The following is a 23,856-nucleotide window of genomic DNA, read 5'->3' as shown; positions in this document are numbered from 1 at the left end:
ACGTCTCTTGCTAAAAACAAGGGACGTTTTTTTGCTCCTTTGCTGACGAACAAAATGAACATATGTATAATTTATTATACACAATTTCACACCTTTTGCGAATTGAAGTCATTAAAATGTCATTTACTGTGCAATGGCACTTACTTTGATTTACTACAGCGAACAGATGAGGGCTTAAGTTTACCCCTCCCTCACATATTAATAACTAAAAAACTAATCATGAAAAAGTTAATTAAACCCGTTTTATTGACCGCTGCGTTATTTGCTTTTAAAGTTGGTTCGGCCCAGGTTAATCTTGGAGCAACTACCGCTACCAAAATAGCTACGCGGGTAGCTACGCCAACAGTGAATGCTGCATCTATAGCGCAAAAAGCGGTTAACACAACCTCAACCGTAACCAACCAGGCTGCCACACAGGCTCAAAACGTAGCAGCGCGGACGGCCGCTCAAACCCAGGCTACCACCAACCACGCCGTAACAGGCGTTGCCACCAGTGAGGCCGCTAATGTTAACAGCAACGTTACCTCAACCGTAAATGCTACGGCAGGTACAACAGCTGCACAAGCCGGTGTTAGCAGCAATACCTCAGCCGCAGGTACTGTGAATGCAACCGGAGTAACAGCAACAGGCGAAAAAGCATTAACCACAACCGAAGGTGTTGCTGCTAACACTACCGAAAAAGTAAGCAGCAATGCTACCGCTTTAAGGGCTGGCGCTACAACAACTACAGGTAAAACTGCAGTGGCCGCGGGTAATAGCGCCGATGCTGTTAGCAAAAATGTGAGTGTTACCTCGTCCGGTAACCTGAACAGCACAGGTAACGTGGCAGCGGGCTCTAAAAAGCTAAATACAGGGTTCTCAAATAGCAGCGCTTCCAGTACTGCTGTAAAGGCGGGAAAGAAAAGCGTTACTGTTAAAACTTCGGGCAAGAGTTCAGCCAAACTGAGCGCTACCAAACAGTAATAGTATTTACATACATTAAATCAAAAAGGCCGGTACCGGCCTTTTTGATTATCCGCACTTTTTTTATTCAACATTAGCTATGAAAAAACTTAAACTTATCCTGCTGCTGGCTTTGACCAGCCCTGCGGTTTATGCCCAGCAAAAACCTGATACCGCGGCAAAAACAAAAGAGTTGTTTGTAAATGCGGGTTTGCAATATCTTTCAAACCTTACCTATGCCGGCCGGCGCGATGAAAGCAGTGTCCCGGTGCTTCTTCCCTCGGTTACATTAGTTAGCAAGCAGGGCTTTTTTGTAAGTGCTATCGGCTATTTTGATCTTAATGGCTCCAAATCGGGCACCGAGGGCCTTAGCGTTACACCGGGCTATGTTTTCGCGTTTGATGCAAAACGGTATTATGGAGGCAATGTATCGGCCACCAAATATTTCATCACCAAGAGCAGTCCCATTATACTTTCTTCATTTAATGCCACGCTTGACGGGCAGCTGTATGCCAATCCGGATGATATTGTAAAATTTACCGCGGGCATCAGCTATAGGTTTAATAAAAATAACAGCAACGACGTTGTTAATACGGCCGAATTATCAAAAGAAATTTTTGCCCTGAAAACAGGCGTGGATAAAAAAAGCGGGCTAAAAGTTACTCCTACCGCCACGCTTTATGCCGGTACACAATCTTTCTACCAAACTTATTATACCGAATCGCAGGTTACCCGCTCGATAGAGCAGCCCCAGCAGCAAACACCTATTAATATCCTGTTTCCCAGTCAGCCAAAGCAAACTATCATAACGCAAACGGTAACGCAGCAAAACCAGCGCGAGGTAAGGCAATATAAGCTGCTTGCTTTCAGCGGATCGTTGCCTTTAACCTATACTATTAACAAGTGGCAAATCCTCTTTACGCCGTACCTCATCAAGCCATTTAACCAGGTTGATTATGTAAAAAACACCAAAATGAACGGACTTTACTTTTTGTTCACCACAGGGGTTAATGTAACGTTTTAGCAATGTAAAAATGTAATAAACCAAATAGCCGGGAAAGGCGGATAACAGCTTGTTTTTATTAGCTTTGTTGCAGTACAAAACAAACTGAACCACGGCTATGCGCAGGATATTTTTTGTTCTTTTATTGTTACCGGCCCTGTTTACCATGCCGGCATTTGCCCAGGTTCCAGGGGCGCAGATTGATGTTAAACATTATACGTTTGATATTAAACTTAATGACGCCGATAATAATATAGAGGGAAAGGCCACGGTTTCGATAAGGTTTTTGAACGGCGCGGAAGGGTTTAGCCTCGACCTGGTGAAAAAGAATGCTGAGGGTAAAGGCATGCTGGTATCGGCTGTAACCGAAAACGGGAAGCCGGTAAAGTTTACCCAGGATGGCGAACAGCTAAAGATCAATACCCGGGCCTATAAAGGGAACACCCGCGATTATACGATAAGTTACAGCGGCATCCCGGCCGATGGGTTGATCATCTCGACCAACGCATTCGGACACCGTACTTTTTTTGGTGATAACTGGCCTAACCGGGCCCATAACTGGCTGCCCTGCGTTGATAATATTGCCGACAAAGCCACGGTTGATTTTATTGTAACCGCGCCCGATCATTACCAGGTGGTATCAAACGGCCTGCAAACCGAAGAAAAGCAACTCGACGGAAAGCTCAAACTAACCCATTGGGTTGAAGCCGTTGCGCTGCCTACCAAAGTAATGGTTATAGGCGTAGCTGAGTTTGCAGTTGACCGCCCCGGTGATGTTAACGGAATCCCGGTTTTTACCTATGTTTTTCCGGAAAGTAAAGAGGTGGGGTTTAAAAGCTATGCTGTAGCTAAAAACATTCTCCCCTACTTTATAAAAAATGTTGGCCCTTACAGCTACGAAAAATTGGCCAACGTGCAGTCGAAAACCATTTTTGGCGGTATGGAAAATGCCAGTGCCATATTCTACTTTGAAGAGTCGGTTAAAAGTCCGGATATAGAAGAACTAATGGCGCATGAAATTGCCCACCAGTGGTTTGGCGATGGCGCCAGCGAGAAAAGCTTTGGCCACCTTTGGTTAAGTGAAGGCTTTGCTACTTATATGACCAATCTTTATCTCGAAAATAAATACGGGGCCGATACCTTAAAAACACGCCTTATCGGCCAGCGTAAAAAAGTGCTGGATTTTGAAAAGGAGCGTTTAACGCCCGTGGTTGATACCGCTGTTAAAACAAAATTTATGCAGCTGCTTAATGCCAATAGTTACGAAAAAGGCGGTTGGGTGCTGCACATGCTGCGGCGCAAACTGGGCGATGATGTTTTTTGGAAAGGGGTAAGAAACTATTATTCAAAATACCAGGGCAGCAATGCCAATACTGATGATTTGAGGCGGGTAATGGAACAAACCAGCGGCAAAGACCTGAAACAGTTTTTTACGCAATGGCTACGCAACGCCGGGCACCCAAATTTGGCGGTTAGCTGGAAGTATAATGAAAAGGATGGTTACATTACCATAAATGTAACCCAAAACCAGGCCTATGTTTACAATTTGCCGCTGGAGGTGTCTGTTGACGGGCAGCTGTTAACCGTGCCGGTAAAAGAGAAATCGACAACAGCCCGTTTCCGGGTAAAAGCCAAACCGGCAGATGTTAAGGTGGACCCGAATATAAACCTGCTGGCATCGTTTGAGGAAAAAAGATAGAAGCGTTTTAAAGGGGGGATTTTGTGTCTTCTGTCTTGTTATAGACTAAAAAAATGCTATCGTTTATATCCCTCTTTTAAATAAAAAGAAAATTGTCATTTCGATGGAGCACGTGGGCCATGAGCGCCGGGGCGAAAGAGAAATCTTATACACCAAGCAGGGCCGCTACATCTGATTTAGGGCTGGCGTATAAGATTTCTCCTCACGCCCGTACATTACCCGCTTGGTTTGTCGAAATGACAACTGAATTTATTTTAGTAAGATTAAAGAATACAGATATACGATAAGCCGCAACTCGGGTTTATCTCACCTACGCTGCTATCACTCTGTTGATCACCTTTTCCAGGTCTTCAAGGTCAAATGGTTTGGCTAAATAGCTTTGGGCGCCGGCATGATTGGCCAGGATCTGGATATCGCTGTTTGCCGAAAAGTAAATTACCGGTATTTCTTTAAGTCCTTCGGTTTTTTTGAGGGTTTGCGTGGCAATGATTCCGCCCGAATCGGGGATCCAGTTATCCATCATGATCACATCAGGCAAGATGCCCGAAACTTTTTCAACAATGTTATTGCAGTCGCTAAATGTGTGCACTTCCCACCCTTGTTCCTCCAAAATATAACTGCAAATAGAAAGTATGTCCTCGTCGTCATCAAATATGACAATTTTTTTAGATGGAGTATTCATTGGATAGTTGTATGTGAATTTATAGGAATCTTTTCATAAAAACAAATGTTTTAAATTGAAAATTAAATTTGCCCGTTTAAATAAGACTTTATATCGCCCTGCTTTAAATTAACTCCATGCGTAAACTACTTCTTAATCACTGCAAAATCTAATTATTGACTTTGTAACCGATTAATTACTACGTTTTATTAAAAACAGTAATATTTTTACTTATCCAATTTTAACAGCCTTATTAATTCCTGTTATCAACAAATAAACCTGTAAATCCTGTTTCATGAATACGCAAATCAAATCGATTTTATTGGGCGCCATGCTGCTTGGCCCGGCTGCTGCAATAAACGCGCAAACAAAGGCAAGCTTATGGCTTACCCGGGCCGACAGATCGGCACTTTTTGAGCAGCAAAAGGAGCCGCTTATTTTTAAAACCGGGAACGCCGGCGGCACTACTATTACTGTTAATGATAAGCAACATTACCAGCCGATAGACGGGTTTGGATTTGCATTAACCGGGGGCAGCGCTATGCACATCATCCGTATGGGTGCCGACAGTCGGGCCGCGCTGCTTAAAAATCTTTTTGCGGTTACGGGGAATGATATTGGCATCAGTTATTTAAGGCTGAGTATTGGTGCATCCGATCTGAACGACAAAGTATTCTCCTATGATGATATGCCCAAAGGCCAGACAGATCCAACGTTAAAACATTTTAACCTTGGACCGGATAAAACCGATGTGATCCCGGTAATGAAACAGATCCTGGCAATTAATCCGGCAATCAAGGTGTTGGGTTCGCCATGGTCGCCGCCGGCCTGGATGAAAACCAATAATGATACCCGCGGCGGCAGATTAAAACCCGATTGTTACCCGGTGTATGCTAACTACCTGGTTAAATATATCCAGGCAATGAAGGCCAATGGAATTAATATTGATGCCATCACCATTCAAAACGAGCCATTACACCCAGGCAATAACCCCAGCTTGCTGATGGTTGCGCCCGACGAAGCCGACTTTATCAAAAACAACCTTGGCCCAGCGTTTAAGGCTGCAGGTATCAAAACAAAGATCATTGTTTACGATCATAATGCCGACAGGCCTGACTACCCTATTTCGATATTGAACGATCCGGCTGCCCGTAAATATGTGGATGGTTCAGGCTTTCATCTGTATGGCGGCGATATCTCGGCCCTTACCGATGTGCACAACGCCCATCCTGATAAAAATATTTACTTTACCGAGCAGATGACCGTTGAGCCCGAAAATCAAAGTACTATCAACATTGCCTGGCCGGTAAAAAGCCTTATTATTGGCGCAACCCGTAACTGGAGCCGCAATGTACTGGAATGGAACCTTGCCGCCGACCCTGAATATAAGCCCTACACCGACAGGGGTGGCTGCCCAATGTGCCAGGGCGCCGTTACCATTGATAAAAACCAAGTAAAGAAGAACATCGCTTATTATTCAATTGCTCATGCTTCCAAATTTGTACGTCCGGGTTCAGTACGTATTGCATCAAACAATATGGATACTTTACCTAATGTGGCTTTCAAAACCCCCGATGGCAAAAAAGTACTTATCGTAGCGAACACCAGCGATGGCGCGCAGGATTTTAACATCCAGTACCAGGGAAAAGTATTAGCTGTTAAACTTGATAAAGGTTCGGTTGGAACGTATATCTGGTAATATAAACCGGTTTAGAAAATTTAAATGCACAACAACATGTTAACATCGTTAATAAAAAATATAAAGGTGAGCTCAAGAATTAAGGCTTTGCTGGCCGCGGTCCCGGCGTTATTTGTCTCGTTACAAGGAAATGCGCAAACAGGCTTTTTAAAAGCCGAAGGCAAAAAAATAGTTGATGAAAAGGGGCAGAATGTATTGCTGCGAGGGATGGGTTTAGGGGGATGGATGCTGCAGGAAGGCTATATGCTGCACATTAACAAAGACAGCCGGCAGTACCGCATTCGCGAAAGGTTTGAAGAGCTAATGGGCCCGGCCGAAACTAAGGAGTTTTATGATACCTGGCTGGCCAATAATACCCGCAAAATTGATGTAGATTCGATGAAACGCTGGGGATTTAATTCTATCCGCCTGCCAATGCATTATAACCTTTACACCTTGCCGGTTGATAAGGAGCCCGTTGCCGGTAAAAACACCTGGCTGGATAAAGGGTTTAAAATGACCGACGGTCTGCTGTCCTGGTGTAAAGCAAACCACATGTACCTAATCCTTGACCTGCATGCCGCCCCCGGCGGACAAGGCAACGACCTCAACATCTCCGACCGCGACCCGGACAAACCATCGCTTTGGGACAGCGAGGCTAATAAACAAAAAACCATAGCCCTTTGGCGTAAACTGGCCGAACGGTATAAAAACGAGCCTTATATAGGTGCTTATGATATCATCAACGAGCCAAACTGGGGTTTTGACGATCCTCAAAATGATAAAAACGGACTGAAGGAAAAAACAAACGGTCCGCTAAGAAAACTGATGGTTGATATTACTGCTGCCATTCGCGAGGTAGATAAAAAACACATTATTATTATTGAGGGCAACGGTTGGGGCAATAACTATAACGGTATTTTACCCCAGTGGGATAAAAACATGGTGCTGAGCTTTCATAAGTACTGGAATTTTAACGATCAGAAGTCTGTTGATCATATCGTAAAAACACGCGACCAGTATAATATTCCCGTATGGTTAGGCGAAACCGGCGAAAACTCAAATACCTGGCTTACTGAAGCTATCGGCTTATTAGAAAAAAATAACATTGGCTGGTCATTATGGCCATTGAAAAAATTGGGCATCAACAACCCGATGGAGATCCGTTCAAATCTGAACTATGATGATGTGGCGAGGTACCTGAACACCGGCAGGAATAAACCTAACGAGAGCAATACTTATAGCGGCACCCTTGAGCTAGCTACGTATGCTAAATTAGAAAATACCATTATCCATCATGATGTCATCGATGCTATTTTCAGGCAGCCGCATACAAGCGTTACCAAGCCCTTTAAAGCCAACAGGATTGGCAACGGCCCCGTGATCAATGCTGTTGATTATGACCTGGGCCGCAATGGCTCTGCTTATTTTGACACCGATACAGCCGACTATCATACTTCGGGTAAACCGGGTGTTGGGAACAAAGGCCATGTTTACCGGAACGACGGCGTTGATATCAGCAAAGATTCTACGAAGTATGAAAGTTACTATGTAGATCATATTGAAACCAACGAATGGACACAGTACACCATACAGGTTAAAATACCGGGCGTATACTCCCTTAGCCTCAAAGTAGCATCCGCCACCGATGATGCCAAGCTATCTGTTTTAGTTAATAATATAACCCAGGCAAAAGAAGTGGCAGTGCCCAACACAGGCGGGCTAAAAAAATGGCAGGTTATTGCTGTAAAAAACATTGTTTTAAAAGCCGGGAGCAACAAAATAAAGGTATTAGCTAACAACGGAGGGTACAACCTGCATTATCTGCAGTTTTGGAAAGGGAAATAAATACAGGTACGCTATACTTATTTAAACAGCCGGAGTATATATTATTTGCTCCGGCCGTTTATTTATCTAAGATGCCACAAGTGATTTTTTCCTTTGCTGGCGCAAATATGCAGGGTTTGCCTGCGGGCAGTAGCTGCTTGCACCTTCGAGGTTGGCCGTAATTTTTTTAATATTATTTTTCTGATAAAAGCTATTGTAAATAAGTGCTTTTATAGTTAAATTTATTATACCAATTATCAGTATAATCTAAACAGGGGGATTCGTTATGAAAAAACAAGCTACGATAGTTTGTCAGCCTGATAAGACTGAAACTACCCAACCACTACAGGTAAATTGCCCGCCATCACATCAAAAAATGTATCGCGATCATACGCATTGCGATCATGTATATGGCAGGGTTAACAAATTTCCAATTGGCAGCAACCGCGGGCCATGCTTCTTTTAAGTTAACCGGCTATTTAATATAATAGTACAGTTGGCTGTATGGCTTAAAGTTTTGCAGGTAAACTGCTAAGCTGCATAACCCAATTTGCCCGTGCCGGGTATCAACCCCGGCCTCGCCGGCAAATGAATTGTTTTGATTAAATTCCGAATCGACTGTTGTGTGGGCCAGCTTTATATTGGCCTACTGGTTAATGTATTTGTATTTTTTTCGCCCATCCTGTACTTCAATTGTCTTGATCGTACTTACCGGTATTGCTTTTTTCAGTGAAAGGATCTTTGACTGAACACCGATAACAGAATCCTGGATAACCCAGGTGCGGTCGAAGTAAAAGGTTGATCGCTTGCCATTGATATCTGTAAAACGTATTTCAATAGATGGCCCGTTCTTTAACTTATAAGAAGTTCCGTCTTTATCGAAACATTTAATCGAATCAATAGGATAAACACTATAGGTATGCTTATGCCCAAGAGGGTCCTGGGCGGTAACCTGTCTTAAATTCACCGTTTCCAGGGTTGGCACCTGCTCCAGGAAAGTCCCAACAGGCATGTAATAGGTTTTGCAGGAGCTCACAAAGATTGTTAGTGCTGCGATAGTGATAAGGAGTAAAGGTTTGGTTGTCATGTAGTTTATATGTTAAAAACTTCTTAAGGCCATAGTTTTTCAGCGCTGTTTTAAGCAGTTTGTTACTGGCGCAATACTTTATGGTTAAACAGCATAATGGGATGATTGTCTTGTTGCCATAATTGAAACTTTTCGTTATTGCTATTTTTCGTTCCGGCGCGTTTCATCATCCATAAAAGTCATTCCTTTCGGCTTTCAATAGGATTGTTTTCAATTGTACTTCGTAATATCGCTGCGGTGTGTTTTTTCATATCACGCAATATATCCTCCAATTTATTACTGTTGCTTCCAATAATCATGTGAACGTGGCTGGTCATGATACACCATCCATATATTTCAAGACCCTTATGCTTTTGACAATGCCTCCAACTGTCAAGCAATACCTGTTTGTATTCATTTCTTATGAAAAGTTCTATCCAATACACAACAGAAAAGCTTACAAAGTATAATTTATCCTGATCGTGAAATTTGTATTTGGTACTCATATTTTCTAATATTTGGCATAAGTAGCCTTTTCACACATTGCCACCCCTTCATACTTGCGCCAGAGGGTGAGGTTTAATGGATAACCTTACATAATATTGCATATAATATGAGCGGGAACACTAAGGAAATGAATACTAAAATACCCTTGCGAAATCTTTCTTCAGCTGCTTCATCACGCCACACAAATCTTATTTTGTTATATTTCCCTGAATATTTGCGATGATTTATATATAGTAACGATCCATAAATTATTATTTCAGCGTATGTAATTGCGCCGTAGTAGTATTTGATTGACTGGGTGGTAATGAAAGGAAATATTATTAAGATTGACGAGCTTATTGCAAATGTTTGCGATGCGGAAATAATAGAAATTCCCGCGAACCCCCTTCTTCCATACCTTTTGAAGAAGAGTTCTGCTGTTCTGTAAAAAATATAATCGAGAAATGTATTCATTAATCTGTTGAGGGCTTTACTCTCTTTGTCGCTCTCTATACTTGCGATAGGACGTTAATTAATCATTCACTTCGTAATAACATCCATCCCCCTCTTCATAGTCAAGATAATTTTTATAATCGGTCATCGACTTAACACTGATTATAGTATCAAATTCCATCCTTATATCAAACTCCGCCTCATTAAGATAAGAGCAATTGGGGCATATTTCATGGCCAAAACTTCCGTACACATTAACGGCCGGTAAATTTGGTCTTCCAACATCATTGGTACGCCATTTTCCACCTTCGTCCCAGTACAACTTATCCCCCAATTGATATTCAAGTTGTCTTGTGTGACCAAACTTAAATTGGATGTAAACAGGAAAGGGCTTACTACAGTTGCTGCAAGTAGTTTCCGTTTTTAAAATATTAAAGAATCCCATAATAAATCTCCTTTACCCCGCCCAGCCCTCTCTATCCAAACTCCTGAAATGTATAGCCTCAGCCAAATGCTCCAGCTTAATTTCCTCACTTCCGGAAAGATCAGCAATAGTGCGGGATACTTTGAGGATCCTGTCATAAGCCCTTGCCGATAGGCCAAGTTTTTCCATGGCTTTTTTGAGCAGGGTTTGGCCGGCCGCGTTGATCTTGCACAGGTCGCGAACCATTTGAGGGCTCATTTGTGCGTTGGCATGCAGATCGGGACGGTTGCCGAAACGCTCTACCTGGATTTCCCTTGCCCTGATCACCCGTTCGCGGATGAGTTCGCTTTTTTCGGCAGCGCGGTCGGACGATAGTTCGCTGAAGTTAACCGGCGTTACCTCTACGTGCAGGTCTATCCTGTCCAGCAGCGGGCCGGAAATTTTGCTCAGGTATTTTTGCACCATGCCCGGCGGGCAAATACATTCTTTTTCGGGATGGTTATAATATCCGCATGGGCAGGGGTTCATACTTGCCACCAACATGAAGCTGCTGGGATAATCTACCGTAAATTTAGCGCGTGATATGGTTACCCGGCGCTCTTCCAACGGCTGGCGCATTACCTCCAACGCGCTGCGTTTAAATTCGGGCAGTTCATCTAAAAATAAAACGCCGTTATGGGCCAAAGAAATTTCGCCGGGGGCAGGGTTGCTTCCCCCTCCTACCAAAGCTACATCGCTAATGGTATGGTGAGGGCTCCTGAACGGACGAATGGTTACCAGCGCATCGGCAGCGGCAAGTTTGCCTGCCACCGAATGGATCTTGGTGGTTTCTAACGATTCATATAAGCTTAGGGGCGGCAAAATAGAGGGCAGCCTCCGGGCCAGCATGGTTTTACCTGCTCCGGGCGGACCGATCAGGATCACGTTATGGCCGCCGGCTGCGGCAATCTCTAAGGCGCGCTTAATATTTTCCTGGCCTTTTACTTCGCTGAAATCGCTGTCGTAATTGCAGAGGCTGTCGTAAAATTCTTCGCGGGTGTTTACTATTTCGGGCTTAAGTTCGGATGTGCCGTTGAAAAAGCCCACTACGTCTTTAATGCTTTCAACGCCGTAAACTTCAAGGTCGTTAACAATGGCTGCTTCACGAGCGTTTTGTTTAGGGAGAATAAAACCTTTAAAGCCATCTTTACGGGCTTGTATGGCTATGGGCAAAGCGCCTTTTATTGGCTGGAGGCTTCCATCAAGCGAAAGCTCGCCCATGATGATGAATTTATCAAGGGTTTCAGGTTCTATCTGGCCGGATGCGGCTAATACGCCAGTGGCGATAGTAAGATCATAGGAAGAACCCTCTTTTTTGATATCGGCCGGGGCCATATTAACCACTACCTGCTGGCGGGGCATCCTGAAACCGCAGTTTTTTAACGCCGATTCTATCCTGAAATAACTTTCTTTTACAGCCACATCGGGCAGGCCCACAATGAAATATTTTGTGCCCGATGCAATATTCACCTCAACTGTTATGGTAATAGCCTGTATCCCATAAACCGCGCTTCCAAAAGTTTTAACCAACACAGTGATAAAAGTTTAATTGAAGCGAAAGATATAGAATTTTGATGAAGTGATAAAGCGGGACTATATAAAACAAAAAACCCGCCGGTACCGGCGGGCCTTCTTATAATCACATTGTTTAATCTCATCTTAAAAATGTTCCGGCCTGGCAAACAACCAGCAGCATGGTGCAGGAAACAACCACACAAACCATCAGCATTATTGACCACGTATTGGGATTGTGTTTGCTGATGCGTGCAAACGCGGCATTCACCTTTTTAAAGTAGCGGCTGTTCAGCAATACAAAATAATTAAGCACAAACGCGCCTGTGGCACCCAGTAATATCATTAAGCCGGATACCGGACTTAACTGAAACCAGCCGGCGGTTAAAAATAACTGTGCAACACTTACTAAAATGGCCAGCAAAATGATCATCAAAAAGCTTGCTCCAAAAAGGGCGTTGGCTTTTGGCAATCCGCCGTGACCAAAGTTTTTAACATTCCACCTGTAAAACGTTACATAAATGGATTTGTAGGTTTCTGCTGCTTTCATAATGTTATGGTTTTAGGTAATTAATTCGGTACAAAATAATATTACTTGCACAATATTAGTTTAAAAACGGGATTGGCAAAATTTTATTGCGGCCATGTTTGATTTTTATCGCGTTTATATTTCTTTATTTGGTTTGATGTTTATATCGCAAAAAAACAACGCGGAGAAAGGAATAATTTTATTCTGCATGGCATCGGGAAAAAGGGCACTTTGGTAAAATCAATGTTACAATACCTAAATATCTCCCCTTTTTGTAGCATATCAGGCAATATTAACGCTGCTTTCATGTTATTAGAGCACATTTATAGCATATAATGCTGCCTACGGGGTTATGGATGTAGTGGTTAAGCAAGGGGGAGTAGTGTTATGCTTTAAACGTTAATTAACCAACATGCTGACATCTAAACCCTATAACTACCTCATGATTTAAGTTTCCTAATTACCACGGCCCTACATCACCTATAACACAATTTATTAATTAACCTTACCTGTCTGCACCTAAACCTGGATGAAAACCATCTTTTTTTCATTGATACTGTTATGCCTGTTTTCCGGGGCCTTTGCCCAAAAGGCCACAATAAAAGGGAAGGTCACCGATTCCCTGAATACGCAAGCTCTTGAGTTGAGTACTGTTGCCGTTGTCGACCTGAAAGATACCTCTCTGATAGCTTATACCCTCAGTAAAAAGAACGGGGATTTTGAATTACAGCGCCTACCGGTTGATAAACAGGTACGCCTGGTTATTTCCTATGCCGGGTATCAAAACTATATCCATAATTTTAATTTTAAAAAAGGCGATATAATTGATTTGGGCAACGTTACACTCAGCAGTAAAATGCTTAAGGAAGTGGTGGTACGTGCAGAGCGGGTGCCAGTAAAAGTAAAAAAAGATACCATTGAATTTGATGCTGCCGCTTTCAAAACCCGCCCCAATGCCGCCGTTGAAGAATTGCTTAAAAAGCTTCCCGGCGTACAAATAGATGGCGACGGAACCATTACCGTTAACGGGAAACAGGTAAGCAAACTGTTGATTGATGGCAAGCAGTTTTTTGGTTCGGACCCTAAGATCGCCACCAAAAATTTGGATGCGGCCATTGTTGCGCAGGTTCAGGTTTATGACGACCGGGAGAATGACCCCGATCATTTGGTAAGTGAAACCCAGGTACAGAAGATCATTAACATCAAACTTAAAAAGGCCATTAAGAAAAGCGTTTTCGGCAAGGTATTCGGAGGTCTGGGTTCGCGCGACAGGTACGAGGCCGGTGGATTGTTCAATATGTTTCGGGATACTTTGCAGGTAAGCCTTATTGGGTTAAGCAATAACCTAAATCATACCGCGTTCTCTCGCGATGAGCTTAATGCCGAGGGTGGTTTTGACCGCAGCGGGGGTAACACATCCTTTAATGGTGGCCGAAACTGGGGCGGCGGCATTGAAAAAATTACGTCCGGAGGGTTTAACCTTAACCAAAACTATGGCGAAAAGCTAAAGCTTAACCTGCAATATTTTTATACACAGCGGAACAACAAAATTGAATCAGCCAATTTTCAGCAGCAATTTCTGAAAGATACAACGCTGTTAACCCGTGCTTCAAGCAGCAGGTATGCAAACAATCATACGCACACTATAAGCGGACTTGTGGAGTGGAAGCCTGATACTATCCGGAACCTGCGCTATAATCCATCATTAAGTTATAATTCTAATAATAGCAGCTCCTCGTCGTTGGGCAATACTTCAAATAATTTTGATATGCCAGTGAATAAATCGGTATCAGGCTCTGTGGGCGACGGGCATTCAACGCAATTTAACCAAAGCTTTTATTTTCATAAACGATCTAAGAACAAAAGCAAGGAGTCGTTCACTATCTCGCATAACCTGAGCATTAATCCTAACCACAATAACAATTTCAATAATAATGATGTGGTTAATTATCAACGCCCGGAATTATCAGATAGCTTGCATAGGTTATCTACCCGCACATCAAACAATGCTTCGGGCAATCTCGATTTTAGTTACCGATACCCGCTAACCAAAAAGCTTATTGTTGATGTTATCACATCGGGCATATATAATAAAACCAGCGACCAGGTTTTTACCTTCGACCGTAAAACAGGCGGCTTTGATTCGCTGCTCACTAATCAAAGCTCCGACCTTAAACGTGATCTGTGGACCGAGAATATTAAACCGGGGATCACTTATCAGCTCAATAAAAACACACAAATCATCGCCGGGCTTAACACCCAATGGCAGCAGATCAATAACAATTTCGCGACCAGCAGGCTTGTTCAAAATTATTTTTTCCTGTTGCCAACAATTCGTATCGAAGCTTATGGAATATTTTTGAGTTACGAGCGCCGTGTTAACCAGCCGGGGGTATCAAACCTGCAGCCTATTACTATTGTTTATAGCCCGTTGTACAGCTATACAGGTAATCCAAATTTGAGGCCTGGCATAAGCAATACCTATTACTTTAATTTTTTCAAATACTTTAATAACAGTCAGCTGGGTATTTACTCGTACGGCAACATTTCTTCGCAAAAAAACATGGCAATTTCACAGCAAACCATTCGCTCAGACGGGGTGCAAAATAGTACTACCGTTAACCGCGATGGCAGGCCGAGCTATAATTTTTCAGTTGGTGTCTCTAAAGGGTTTAAAAAGATAAAAGACTGGCAGCTCGGCACATCAGCTAATTTTTACGGCAACTATTACCAAAACCTTAATTTGCTGAATAATGTGGAAGGCTGGCAAAATACTGTTGCATATGGATTGCGTGAAAATATTAATGTTAACTGGAAAGATGTGATTGACCTGAATACCGCCGTTGGTTTTAACCAATCGAACTCCAAATATCATTATGACGATTTCAGGAGTATCAGGGTAGCTACCTACAATATAAGCAACAGCCTGGTGGTAAGGTTCCCTAAAAAAATCATCTGGGAAACCAGGCAGGATTTTAATTATAACAGCCAGGTTGCGGCAGGCTTTAAAAAAGGAGTTGACGTAGTGAGCTCGTCCCTGGCCCTGCAAATGCTAAAAAAAGATCGGGGAGAACTTAAACTTTCCGTTTATGATCTCTTTAATCAAAACGTGAGCGTGTACCGTTACATTAACACCAATTCGGTTAACGATGTGCAAAACAATACATTGAAGCGATATTTCCTGATTACTTACAGTGTTAAGTTCAATAAGCTAAGCACTAAATAAATGTCGGAAAAATTAAAGGAACTGTGTTAAGCTGTATAGCATCTAATAATCAGTGAATTAAGATTTAGGCTTTGTGCATTCTGCTTTTAGCTATGTAAAAAGAGCCATTCGCTGTTTTTTGCCGGCGTGTTGTAACTATCTTTATCAAGGCATAGTCTTACCTGTAATCAAACCTCCCTCATTATGAAGAACAGGACCTACCTTTTTCTATCCTTTACCATCGCATTAATATTTAGCTTGTCAGGACGCGCTGCGGCGCAGGACCTGCCCGGTAAACGCGATTCCATCAATTCGGTTATATTAAATGAGAAACGGGTTATCCAGGTAATATTGCCCGATGGCTATAAAGCCGGTTCGGCAACCAAATATGATGTATTGTACATCATTGACGACTGGAATATAAAATTAGGGCGCGATATCCAGCATTTTATTTTTGATGAACACACCATGCCGCCAATGATAATTGTCGGGCTACTGAATGTTGACCGTGATAGAGATTTTTTGCCCACCCATAATAACGGAAATAAAACATCGGGCGGGGCTGACAAATTTCTAAAGTTTTTTAAAGAGGAGCTGATTCCTTATATTGATAAAACCTATCCTTCTGATGGTGATAATACCCTTTTCGGCCACTCTTTCGGCGGTGTGTTTGTTACTTATGCTTTACTGAACGAGCCGCAGCTCTTCAGCAATTATATTGCCGGTGATCCAAGTTATTGGTGGGATAATGGAGTGATGCTTAAGCAGGTTAAAGAGAAGCTGCCTTCGCTTGCAGGTAAGGAGAAAGCGCTTTACATAGGCGGCCGGGAAGGACGGGGCATGAAGGAAATGAAGATTAATGCCATGGACAGCCTGCTGAAAAAAGGTGCGCCGGCAGGTTTTGAATGGGTGGTAAAAGCTTACCCCGCCGAATCGCATGGCACTGTACGGCTAAAAAACTTTTATGATGGGCTGAGGTTTGCCTATAACGACTACGGCGGTAAGCCACTTGAGTTTCACCCCTCCGGCGGGATTGTGTTAAAGAATAAGCCCATAAAAATCTGGTATTTTAATGATACCACAAAAGTGCATTATACATTCGATGGCTCGCAGCCATTGGTTACATCGCCGTTTGCAAAACCCGAAATAGAACTATCCGGCCCTGCAAAAGTTACCTTGAGACAGATTGCCAGCCGTCCTAAATTTGACAAGAGCACCAGCGGCGATTTCAGGGAGGGCACTTACCTGCCCGCAAAACCACTCAGGAAAAACTACAAGCCCGGCGGTTTTCATTACGCCTATTATGAAGGTCAGTGGGATAAACTGCCCGACTTTAAGGCGCTAAAACCGGTTAAAGAGGGCACGGCCGATAGCACTTTTGATATCAATAAACTCCCCCGCCAAAACAATTTCGGCGTAGTGATGGTTGGGCAATTTGAAGTTAAACAAGACGGTTATTATATTTTTGGATTGGGATCAGATGATGGCTGCAAAGTATACCTGAATGACAAGCTAATCATTGACCTTGATGGTTTGCACGATGCCGATATACAACGGTCATACATTGCTCCTCTAAAAAAGGGATTTTATCCCCTTCGGATAGAATACTTTCAAAAAGAAGGTGGCCGTAAGCTTGATTTGGTGTACGTAACCCCCGATAATATCGCCAAAAAGAAGATCTCGCCAATTCCCTACGCATTGCAGTACGGGCCCAGATAGGTTGCTTACAGTAGAGGCCGTTTAAAAACGACAGTTTTGAATGTAGATACGCATAATTGCGTCTCCAGCCTGCAATTTACGGTAGCTAAGACGCTATTGAAATCGCTTGTCCTGCGGAAGACGCAATTATGCGTCGCTACAAAAATACTATCCCTTAGAAAGAACCAGGACCGCCCGGGCCACCTCCTCCTGGCCCGCCGCCGGGTCCACCCGGACCTCCGCCATCGCGGTTAAACCTGCGCTGGCCGGGTTGCTGATCCGGGGCCTTGCCTGCAAATTTTTGTAAACGAAGTGTGAATGTTAGCAAGTAGTAACGCCCAAGCCTGTTTACGGTAGATTGCGTAGTTATATTGCCATTTACAACCGATGTATAACCTGTGTTTTGGTTGAAAAGATCATATGCTGCCAAGCGAATAGTTGCGCGGTGATCTTTCAAAAAGCGGCGTTCAACGTAAGTATTCAGAATGTTAGGGTTTTTAATACCAAGACTTGGGTCATATCCATAATTTACAGTACGGGTAAAATCATAGCTCAGCGTCCAGTCTTTCCAGAAATAATTTTTGCCGGCCAGCCCTAAATTTAACGTGCGGAAGTTTGAGCTGCCATCAATAAGCGTACTATGGATAGAGTTGGTTGTTTTATTGATGCCATAGCTGCTGCTTGCCTCTGCATCAATAACATCAACAATATTTACCCTGAATTTTAAACCGGGGGTAAAGTTGAGGTTTTTGGCTATGTTTTTTAATGGAGCAGCTGATGCGGCAACATTATTACTATCGATGCTGTTTGAGAATGCCACACCATTGGTGTAAGTCAAGGCGCTATTAAATTGCAGGGTAAACTTACGCTGGGCCCACGGCTTGGCGTATACCACGTTAGCAGTGCCCGAATAGTAACCATCCGCATTTAAATAGTTGGTAAGATTGGTGCCCTCAAAGCTTTTTAACGATGGATCTGCTGCTAACACCGCCTTACTAAATTTGCGGGGATAAGAAATAGTGTTTTGTACTATTTTATTTTGTGTTGCGGTAAAGTTGAAATTGGTAAAGAAAATATTGCCGGTTTGGAAACTGAAATTATTATATCTCAATGAAAAGTTATTGGCAAGTTCCGGCTTCAGGTTAGGGTTACCCTGTACCGGGTAAAGCGCGTTTGTGAAATCAATAACGGGCTGCAACTGGCTAAATGTAGGCTGGTTGCTTGATCCGTTATACAGGAAGTTTAAAGCTTTTCCCCTCGAAAAATTATAGCTGAAACGAGCGGTTGGGATCACGTTAAACGTGGTTACGTGCGTAGCCGAATCGTTTTTAAGATTGAGGCCGTTTAATGCGGCCGGTTGTACGCCAATACCCAAAGTAACGTTGTATTTCTTTTCGATAAAGCGATAGTTCAGGCCAACGCGGTTGGTGGTAAAATTGTATTTATAGTTATTGCTCAACCTGTCGTAATGGTCATATGTATTGGCGGTACTGAGCGTATCGGTTTCCCTGTCGCTTGTGGTGTTTGAGCGGTTAAATGCATAATTAAGCTCCAAATACCCCCTTTTACTTATTGGCTCCAGATACGAGATGTTTGTACCAAAGCTGGTTACGCGGCTATCGGTATAAGTTTGCTGATTGGCAGGCGCCTGGCGGGGTGCGCCATCGGCATAATCATAAGTTGGATTATCGAACTGCGATGTTTTTGACGTATTAGCGCTGATGTTAATGCTCAGGTTGCGGCCATGCCCGTTAAAGCGGTGATTATACAAGGCGTTAATACCGTAGCCTGGCGTTGTGCCATCGCTGTGCGACAATGAGGTGTATGACGAGTTGGTTATTCCGCCGATAGTTGATGATACGGATTCATTAGCATTAGTATTAGTGCTCGAGTAGGTGAAGTTCGGTACAACTTTTAAGTAATTAATGGTATCGGGTTTCCACTCGAGGTTAAAATTAAAACGATGGTTAATAGGATTATCTGTTTGATCGCTTTTTTGCGTACTTATACTTGGTGACTGAACGTTGTTGGTTTGGATAGATGAGCTAATGGTGTTGGTAGTATTATCAGTATAGCTGTAACTTCCGTAAACAGAGAGTGTTTTACCCCACTGATCGCGGAAGTTGGCACCAATGGCGTGCGCGTTGGTGATGCCGTTTGCGCTGGTTGTTGAGCTGCTTGAGCCACGCAATGCATTGCCCCTGCCGCCACCGCCTCCCCCGAAACCACCTCCCCCACCTCCGGTGGCGCTGCCATAGGTAAATGTATTTACGTTGGTATTGTTAATAGTTCCCAATACGGCTATCTGCTGTTCATTATTGAAGTTAAAAAATTTCAGATCGCCTATATAGCGGTTGGCATTGGTTATGCCCGGGGCTTTGGGTAAAAAATCTTCGCCATCGCCGGCAGTAGCCTGCCCAAAATAACCGTGGTTTTTGTCTTTACGAATGGTGATGTTCAGGATCTTGTCCGGTTCGCCGGTTTTGATGCCGGTAAGGTTAGCCTGGTCGCCGTAGTCGTCAATTACCTGGATACTTTCAACCACATCGGCAGGCAGGTTCTTGGTTGCTGTTTTAACATCACCCCCAAAAAAATCCTTTCCGTTAACCCTTACTTTGGTCACCGATTTGCCCTGTGCGGTTACGTTGCCGTCTTTATCTACATCAACGCCGGGCAGTTTCTTTAACACGTCTTCAACAGGAGCATTTTCGCGTACAGGATATGCGCTTACTTTATATTCGGTAGTATCCTCTTTTAATATCACCGGGTTAACACCTACGATGGTAACCTGGTTAAGCATATTGGTTTCGGTTTTTAAAACTATCGGGCCAAGGTCAACCGGTTGGCTCCCGGCATCAAGCGAGTAATGTTTTTTTATTGCGGTGAAACCGATTGACGAAATGGTAAGGGTTAGTTTGTTGCCCTTTACTACCGGGAACGAAAACTTACCGGCTGCATCGGCAATAGCGATGGTGCTATCACCGGCATTTGAAACCAGCTTAACGCTACTTCCGGGTAAGGAAAGCTTAGTGGAATCAACGACAGTTCCCTTTACCTCCCGCCCCGTTTGAGCGTTGGAACCAAAGGCAAATAACAGGGTAAAACTTAAAATAAGAAATAGGGGTTTCATAAACGTTTTTTCGGCGTGCAATTATTGTTTTTGTGTGTATATAGACGCAATTGAACTGCAAATGTTCAACTTAAAATTTGCTAAAAGCCTAATCAATATATTATTGTTACACATTAGGCCTGTAATTGCTTATCAATCATATTATTGTTACAAATTATTACGCAAAAAAGGCCGGGGTCTCCGGCCTTGTGGTTGTTATAAAGATCAGTCAGTCAATTATAAGCGGCGGGGAGTGCTCAATGAGCTACGTTTGGATGTTTTTAGGTTTATTACGAATATGTGAATAATTAGTTTCAATATTTGTTGCAGCAAATACCAAATAATGCTATTGATGCGTTAATAATCCACACAAGAAATAAACTATTGTTTAAAATGAATTTATATGATAGTAACATTGTGGCATGAAATTTCGTTATACTTAAACCAAACATTAACCTATGAACAATATTGGAAACTCGCTGCATTCAAAAGTGCACAAATGGATCGATACGATCGGTTTTAGGCTGAATACATCGCAAACAAATAGTAAAAGCCATGTTACAACCAACCATTATTTTTTTGAAACCTTTAATTTTTTCGAAAAATCGAAGAAAAACAGGCCCGAGTTAACAAAATTTTTATGTTTTGATGCTTACGGCGAAAAAATAAACGTGAAGTCGCTGCTTGATTTGCAGGTTGCTTTCTTTGAAAATATAAGCCAGCTTAAATAGGCAAAGGGCTTTTCACACCCTGCCTTATAATTGTTTTAAGTCATCAGCGTTTTGTTTAAATAAATCCATAAAATAAAAATCCCACCCTACAAATAGGGCAGGATTTTAAGAAGGATTTTTAAGGGGTGTGCCAGATTAGTTTTCAACATTGGTGCGTGGCCAGCAGTTCATACTTCCTGTTTTTTCATTCAGTATATCCTGGTTGGGGGTGTTTATACCCCTAATCATTCCCCCTGCAATATTTACAACCGGCCTTGTTGGATTAAGGGCTTCCTTTATCCTGAGGTGAAGGTCGGCATAATGAGCTGCGGTTATTGCATCGCCGCCTTTTGGCAGGCCGGTATCAATTTTCTTTAATTCGGCACGTACCATGGGCCTGATGTCAGACAATGCGATGTTGATTGGAGTAAAGCCCCAGCTTGCCAGCTGCGCACTTGATACACCAGGGAACGCGAAGCTTGCATCTGTATTTAACAGGTTCTTCAGGTTTTCGATATAGCCCCTTTGCAGGTTGCGCTGATAGCCGTCGGGTTTGGTTGTGCCGAATATGCCTGTATGTAAATCGGTTAATAACTGCGCAACGGTATAGGCATTAGCGCCGTTTTTGGCCTCATTGTCATACATCCGCGCCAGCCTTGAAGGGTTTAACTCATTGCCTAGCAATGAAACCTGCATGGCTTTAATACGGTTTATCATAACACCGTTATCAAACTTAGCCAATTCGGCTTTGTTAATTAGCCATAACGGGGTTGTGTATAATTGCTGGTTTAAAAACAAAGCGGCTTCGCGCTGGCGTTCTTTGTTCACAAAATCATAAACCGCACCTTTTTGATCATATGTTTTAAAGTTTTCGTTCATGCCGCCAATGTTGGTGGTAACATGCCCCATGTAACGGTAATACTGACCTAAAACTTCATTATATAATTCATTAAGATCGGCATAGTCCTCATCTTTTTTGTACGACCATTTTTCGAGGTTTGGCAAAATCCGTTTCAGGTTGGCAATACCATAGGCGCTGGCCTTCATGGCATTATCACCCAAATCTTCATTTTGCAGGCGGGGATCGATAGTGGTGCCCTGGCGGCCGAAATAATAAACCGGGTTGCCGGCATTCTTGTTGGTCCACACGGCTAATGTTTCCTTTTCCTGCTCCGGCGTTTTATTGCCCGCGAACCAGGTATAACCCCATTTTATCGCCCAGTTATCGTACTCGCCAATTTGCGGATACAGGTGCGTAACGCCATCGCCGGGTTGGGCTATGTAGTTAAAGCGGGCATAATCCATAATGGAAGGTGCGGTACCATGTGTATCGGTGAAGGTTTTTGAGCGTAGTGAATCAACAGGGTAAGCGTAGCTTGAGCCAAAGTTGTGTGGCAAACCTAAAGTATGACCAACTTCATGCGATGATACGAAACGGATCAGCTCGCCCATTTGATCGTCAGCAAATTGTGCGTGGCGGGCTTTGGGGTTTACCGCTGCTGTTTGGATCAGGTACCAATCGCGCAATAGCTGCATCACGTTGTGGTACCAGCCAACATGGCTTTCCAGGATCTCGCCGCTGCGCGGATCGGCCACGTGGGGGCCATAAGCGTTTTCTACATCCGATGCAAAATACCTGATCACGCTGTAGCGGGCATCTTCGGTGCTAAATTGTGGGTCCTGTTTTGCCGTTGGGGCTTCTTTAGCGGTTATGGCATTTTTAAAACCGGCAGCTTCAAACGCTTTTTGCCAGTCGTTTACGCCCTGTATTAAATAAGTTACCCACTTTTTAGGTGTAGCCGGATCAATATAAAACACAATTTGCTTTTTGGGTTCAACCAGCTCGCCTTTGGCATAAGCAATGGGGTCTTTAGGCTCTAACCTCCAGCGGTGAATATAGGCTGTTACTAAGGCTTTTTGAGCATTGGTGCCATAATCTGTTTGGCGCTGGCCAAAAAAGCCCACGCGCGGGTCCATAATCCGGGCTTTCATCGGGACTTTGGGCAGTAAAAGCATGGAGGTGTTCAACTCAAATGTAATGGCTGCATTACTGTTGTCAGTTGGCGACTCGCCGGCGCGGTAGGTTTTTAGTGTGCGCGCCTCAATATTTATCGGGAAGCTTTTAATGGTGTCGATATAGGAACGAGAGTTATCAACCCCCATGGTTTTATAAGCCTTTTTGATATCATCAGATAAACCAATAGCGGCAATATCGCCATTGTAAAAATCTGTAACATCAATTAAAACGCCGGTAGTGTCTTTGTTAAAGGCTTTTACCTCAAAGGAGGCCAGTATAGCATCAAGGTTTGAGTTTTTAACCGATTGGTACATATCGCTGGTGCTATCGGCACGTAACGAATAGCTGGGCACCCGGATAAATACCTGCTTATCGTGCTTTTCCCATTTCCAAACCTGGTTGTTAATTTCTTCGCCGCCATATTGCTGGCCAAATGTTTTGAGGCCGCCCGGTGTTTTTACAAAACGGGTAACCACCAGCATTTCGCGGTTAATTAATGAATCGGGTATTTCGTAGTAATATTTGCCATCAACTTTATAAGTATTAAAAAGGCCGCTATCAGCCTTTGTTTTAGCGGGAATAAGGTCGCTAAACTTTTTAATACCTTCCTTTTTGGGGGTTCCGGTTGTTGCTGTCGCAACGGTTCCGCCTGGTGTGGTAATGGTTTTTAGGGTAAGGCTTGGGTTTGCAGCTTGCTTCCTGGCAGCGCAAGAGCCCGCCAAAACCGCAAGTGCCAATACTGAGCCGCGTAAATAAATACCCGGCAACGGATGTTTTTTCATTTATTAAAAATAGTTT

The 23,856-nt window shown here is 43.3% G+C and carries 16 protein-coding genes; 8 read left to right on the top strand and 8 right to left on the bottom strand.

The genetic code is table 11. From position 1 onward, the window contains the following. Positions 1–219 precede the first annotated feature (219 nt). From BLS28_RS26275 to BLS28_RS26265, 3 genes are all read left to right on the top strand, one after another. Positions 220–963: a hypothetical protein gene (locus BLS28_RS26275; protein ID WP_091174786.1), complete on the top strand. Its 744-nt coding sequence runs from the start codon at positions 220–222 to the stop codon at positions 961–963. Positions 964–1,042: 79 nt separating this feature from the next. Further along, complete coding sequence (locus BLS28_RS26270; protein WP_091174783.1) at positions 1,043–1,966, top strand: hypothetical protein; 924 nt, start codon at positions 1,043–1,045, stop codon at positions 1,964–1,966. A gap of 97 nt (positions 1,967–2,063) precedes the next feature. After that, positions 2,064–3,644, top strand: a complete 1,581-nt coding sequence (locus BLS28_RS26265) for a M1 family metallopeptidase (RefSeq protein WP_091174780.1) — start codon at positions 2,064–2,066, stop codon at positions 3,642–3,644. 310 nt (positions 3,645–3,954) lie between these two features. On the opposite strand, the gene BLS28_RS26260 is transcribed toward BLS28_RS26265, so the two are convergent. Then, positions 3,955–4,326 (bottom strand): response regulator, encoded by a 372-nt coding sequence (locus BLS28_RS26260; protein ID WP_090532688.1) that lies wholly within the window; start codon positions 4,324–4,326, stop codon positions 3,955–3,957. Between the two features lie 274 nt (positions 4,327–4,600). On the opposite strand from BLS28_RS26260, the gene BLS28_RS26255 reads away from it, so the two are divergent. Together BLS28_RS26255 and BLS28_RS26250 are read left to right on the top strand one after the other, a co-directional pair. Then, positions 4,601–6,004, top strand: coding sequence for a glycoside hydrolase family 30 protein (locus BLS28_RS26255; RefSeq protein WP_091174776.1), 1,404 nt, complete (start codon positions 4,601–4,603; stop codon positions 6,002–6,004). 66 nt (positions 6,005–6,070) lie between these two features. Next, on the top strand, positions 6,071–7,831 hold the full coding sequence (locus BLS28_RS26250; RefSeq protein WP_256337541.1) for a cellulase family glycosylhydrolase: 1,761 nt from the start codon (positions 6,071–6,073) through the stop codon (positions 7,829–7,831). 625 nt (positions 7,832–8,456) lie between these two features. Here the strand turns inward: BLS28_RS26250 and BLS28_RS26245 are convergent. From BLS28_RS26245 to BLS28_RS26225, 5 genes are all read right to left on the bottom strand, one after another. Further along, entirely contained in the window at positions 8,457–8,897 is a 441-nt protein-coding gene (locus tag BLS28_RS26245) for a hypothetical protein (RefSeq protein WP_091174772.1), read from the bottom strand. Positions 8,898–9,076: 179 nt separating this feature from the next. Beyond that, positions 9,077–9,382, bottom strand: a complete 306-nt coding sequence (locus BLS28_RS26240) for a transposase (protein WP_091174770.1) — start codon at positions 9,380–9,382, stop codon at positions 9,077–9,079. Between the two features lie 512 nt (positions 9,383–9,894). Beyond that, positions 9,895–10,149 (bottom strand): hypothetical protein, encoded by a 255-nt coding sequence (locus tag BLS28_RS26235; protein WP_143020881.1) that lies wholly within the window; start codon positions 10,147–10,149, stop codon positions 9,895–9,897. Positions 10,150–10,272: 123 nt separating this feature from the next. After that, positions 10,273–11,811, bottom strand: coding sequence for a YifB family Mg chelatase-like AAA ATPase (locus BLS28_RS26230; protein WP_090532677.1), 1,539 nt, complete (start codon positions 11,809–11,811; stop codon positions 10,273–10,275). A 121-nt stretch (positions 11,812–11,932) separates the two neighbouring features. After that, on the bottom strand, positions 11,933–12,340 hold the full coding sequence (locus BLS28_RS26225) for a hypothetical protein (protein ID WP_091174765.1): 408 nt from the start codon (positions 12,338–12,340) through the stop codon (positions 11,933–11,935). A gap of 508 nt (positions 12,341–12,848) precedes the next feature. Between BLS28_RS26225 and BLS28_RS26220 the strand changes: the two genes are divergently transcribed. Together BLS28_RS26220 and BLS28_RS26215 are read left to right on the top strand one after the other, a co-directional pair. Further along, positions 12,849–15,545: an outer membrane beta-barrel protein gene (locus tag BLS28_RS26220; RefSeq protein ID WP_091174763.1), complete on the top strand. Its 2,697-nt coding sequence runs from the start codon at positions 12,849–12,851 to the stop codon at positions 15,543–15,545. Positions 15,546–15,728: 183 nt separating this feature from the next. Next, the gene (locus tag BLS28_RS26215; protein WP_091174761.1) at positions 15,729–17,243 is read left to right on the top strand and encodes a PA14 domain-containing protein; all 1,515 of its coding nucleotides are present in this window, start codon (positions 15,729–15,731) and stop codon (positions 17,241–17,243) included. A 154-nt stretch (positions 17,244–17,397) separates the two neighbouring features. Here BLS28_RS26215 and BLS28_RS26210 read toward each other — a convergent pair whose 3' ends face one another. Further along, positions 17,398–20,352 carry an outer membrane beta-barrel protein gene (locus BLS28_RS26210; protein WP_091174758.1) on the bottom strand — a complete coding sequence of 985 codons (2,955 nt, stop codon included), beginning with the start codon at positions 20,350–20,352 and terminating at the stop codon, positions 17,398–17,400. Positions 20,353–20,789: 437 nt separating this feature from the next. On the opposite strand from BLS28_RS26210, the gene BLS28_RS26205 reads away from it, so the two are divergent. Further along, positions 20,790–21,062 (top strand): hypothetical protein, encoded by a 273-nt coding sequence (locus BLS28_RS26205; protein ID WP_091174755.1) that lies wholly within the window; start codon positions 20,790–20,792, stop codon positions 21,060–21,062. Positions 21,063–21,197: 135 nt separating this feature from the next. Here BLS28_RS26205 and BLS28_RS26200 read toward each other — a convergent pair whose 3' ends face one another. Then, positions 21,198–23,840 (bottom strand): zinc-dependent metalloprotease, encoded by a 2,643-nt coding sequence (locus BLS28_RS26200; protein WP_091174753.1) that lies wholly within the window; start codon positions 23,838–23,840, stop codon positions 21,198–21,200. Positions 23,841–23,856: the final 16 nt, after the last annotated feature.

It is taken from the genome of Mucilaginibacter gossypii (genome assembly GCF_900100945.1).
Taxonomy (GTDB): Bacteria; Bacteroidota; Bacteroidia; order Sphingobacteriales; family Sphingobacteriaceae; genus Mucilaginibacter; species Mucilaginibacter gossypii.
This window is presented reverse-complemented; position numbering and strand designations above follow the sequence as displayed.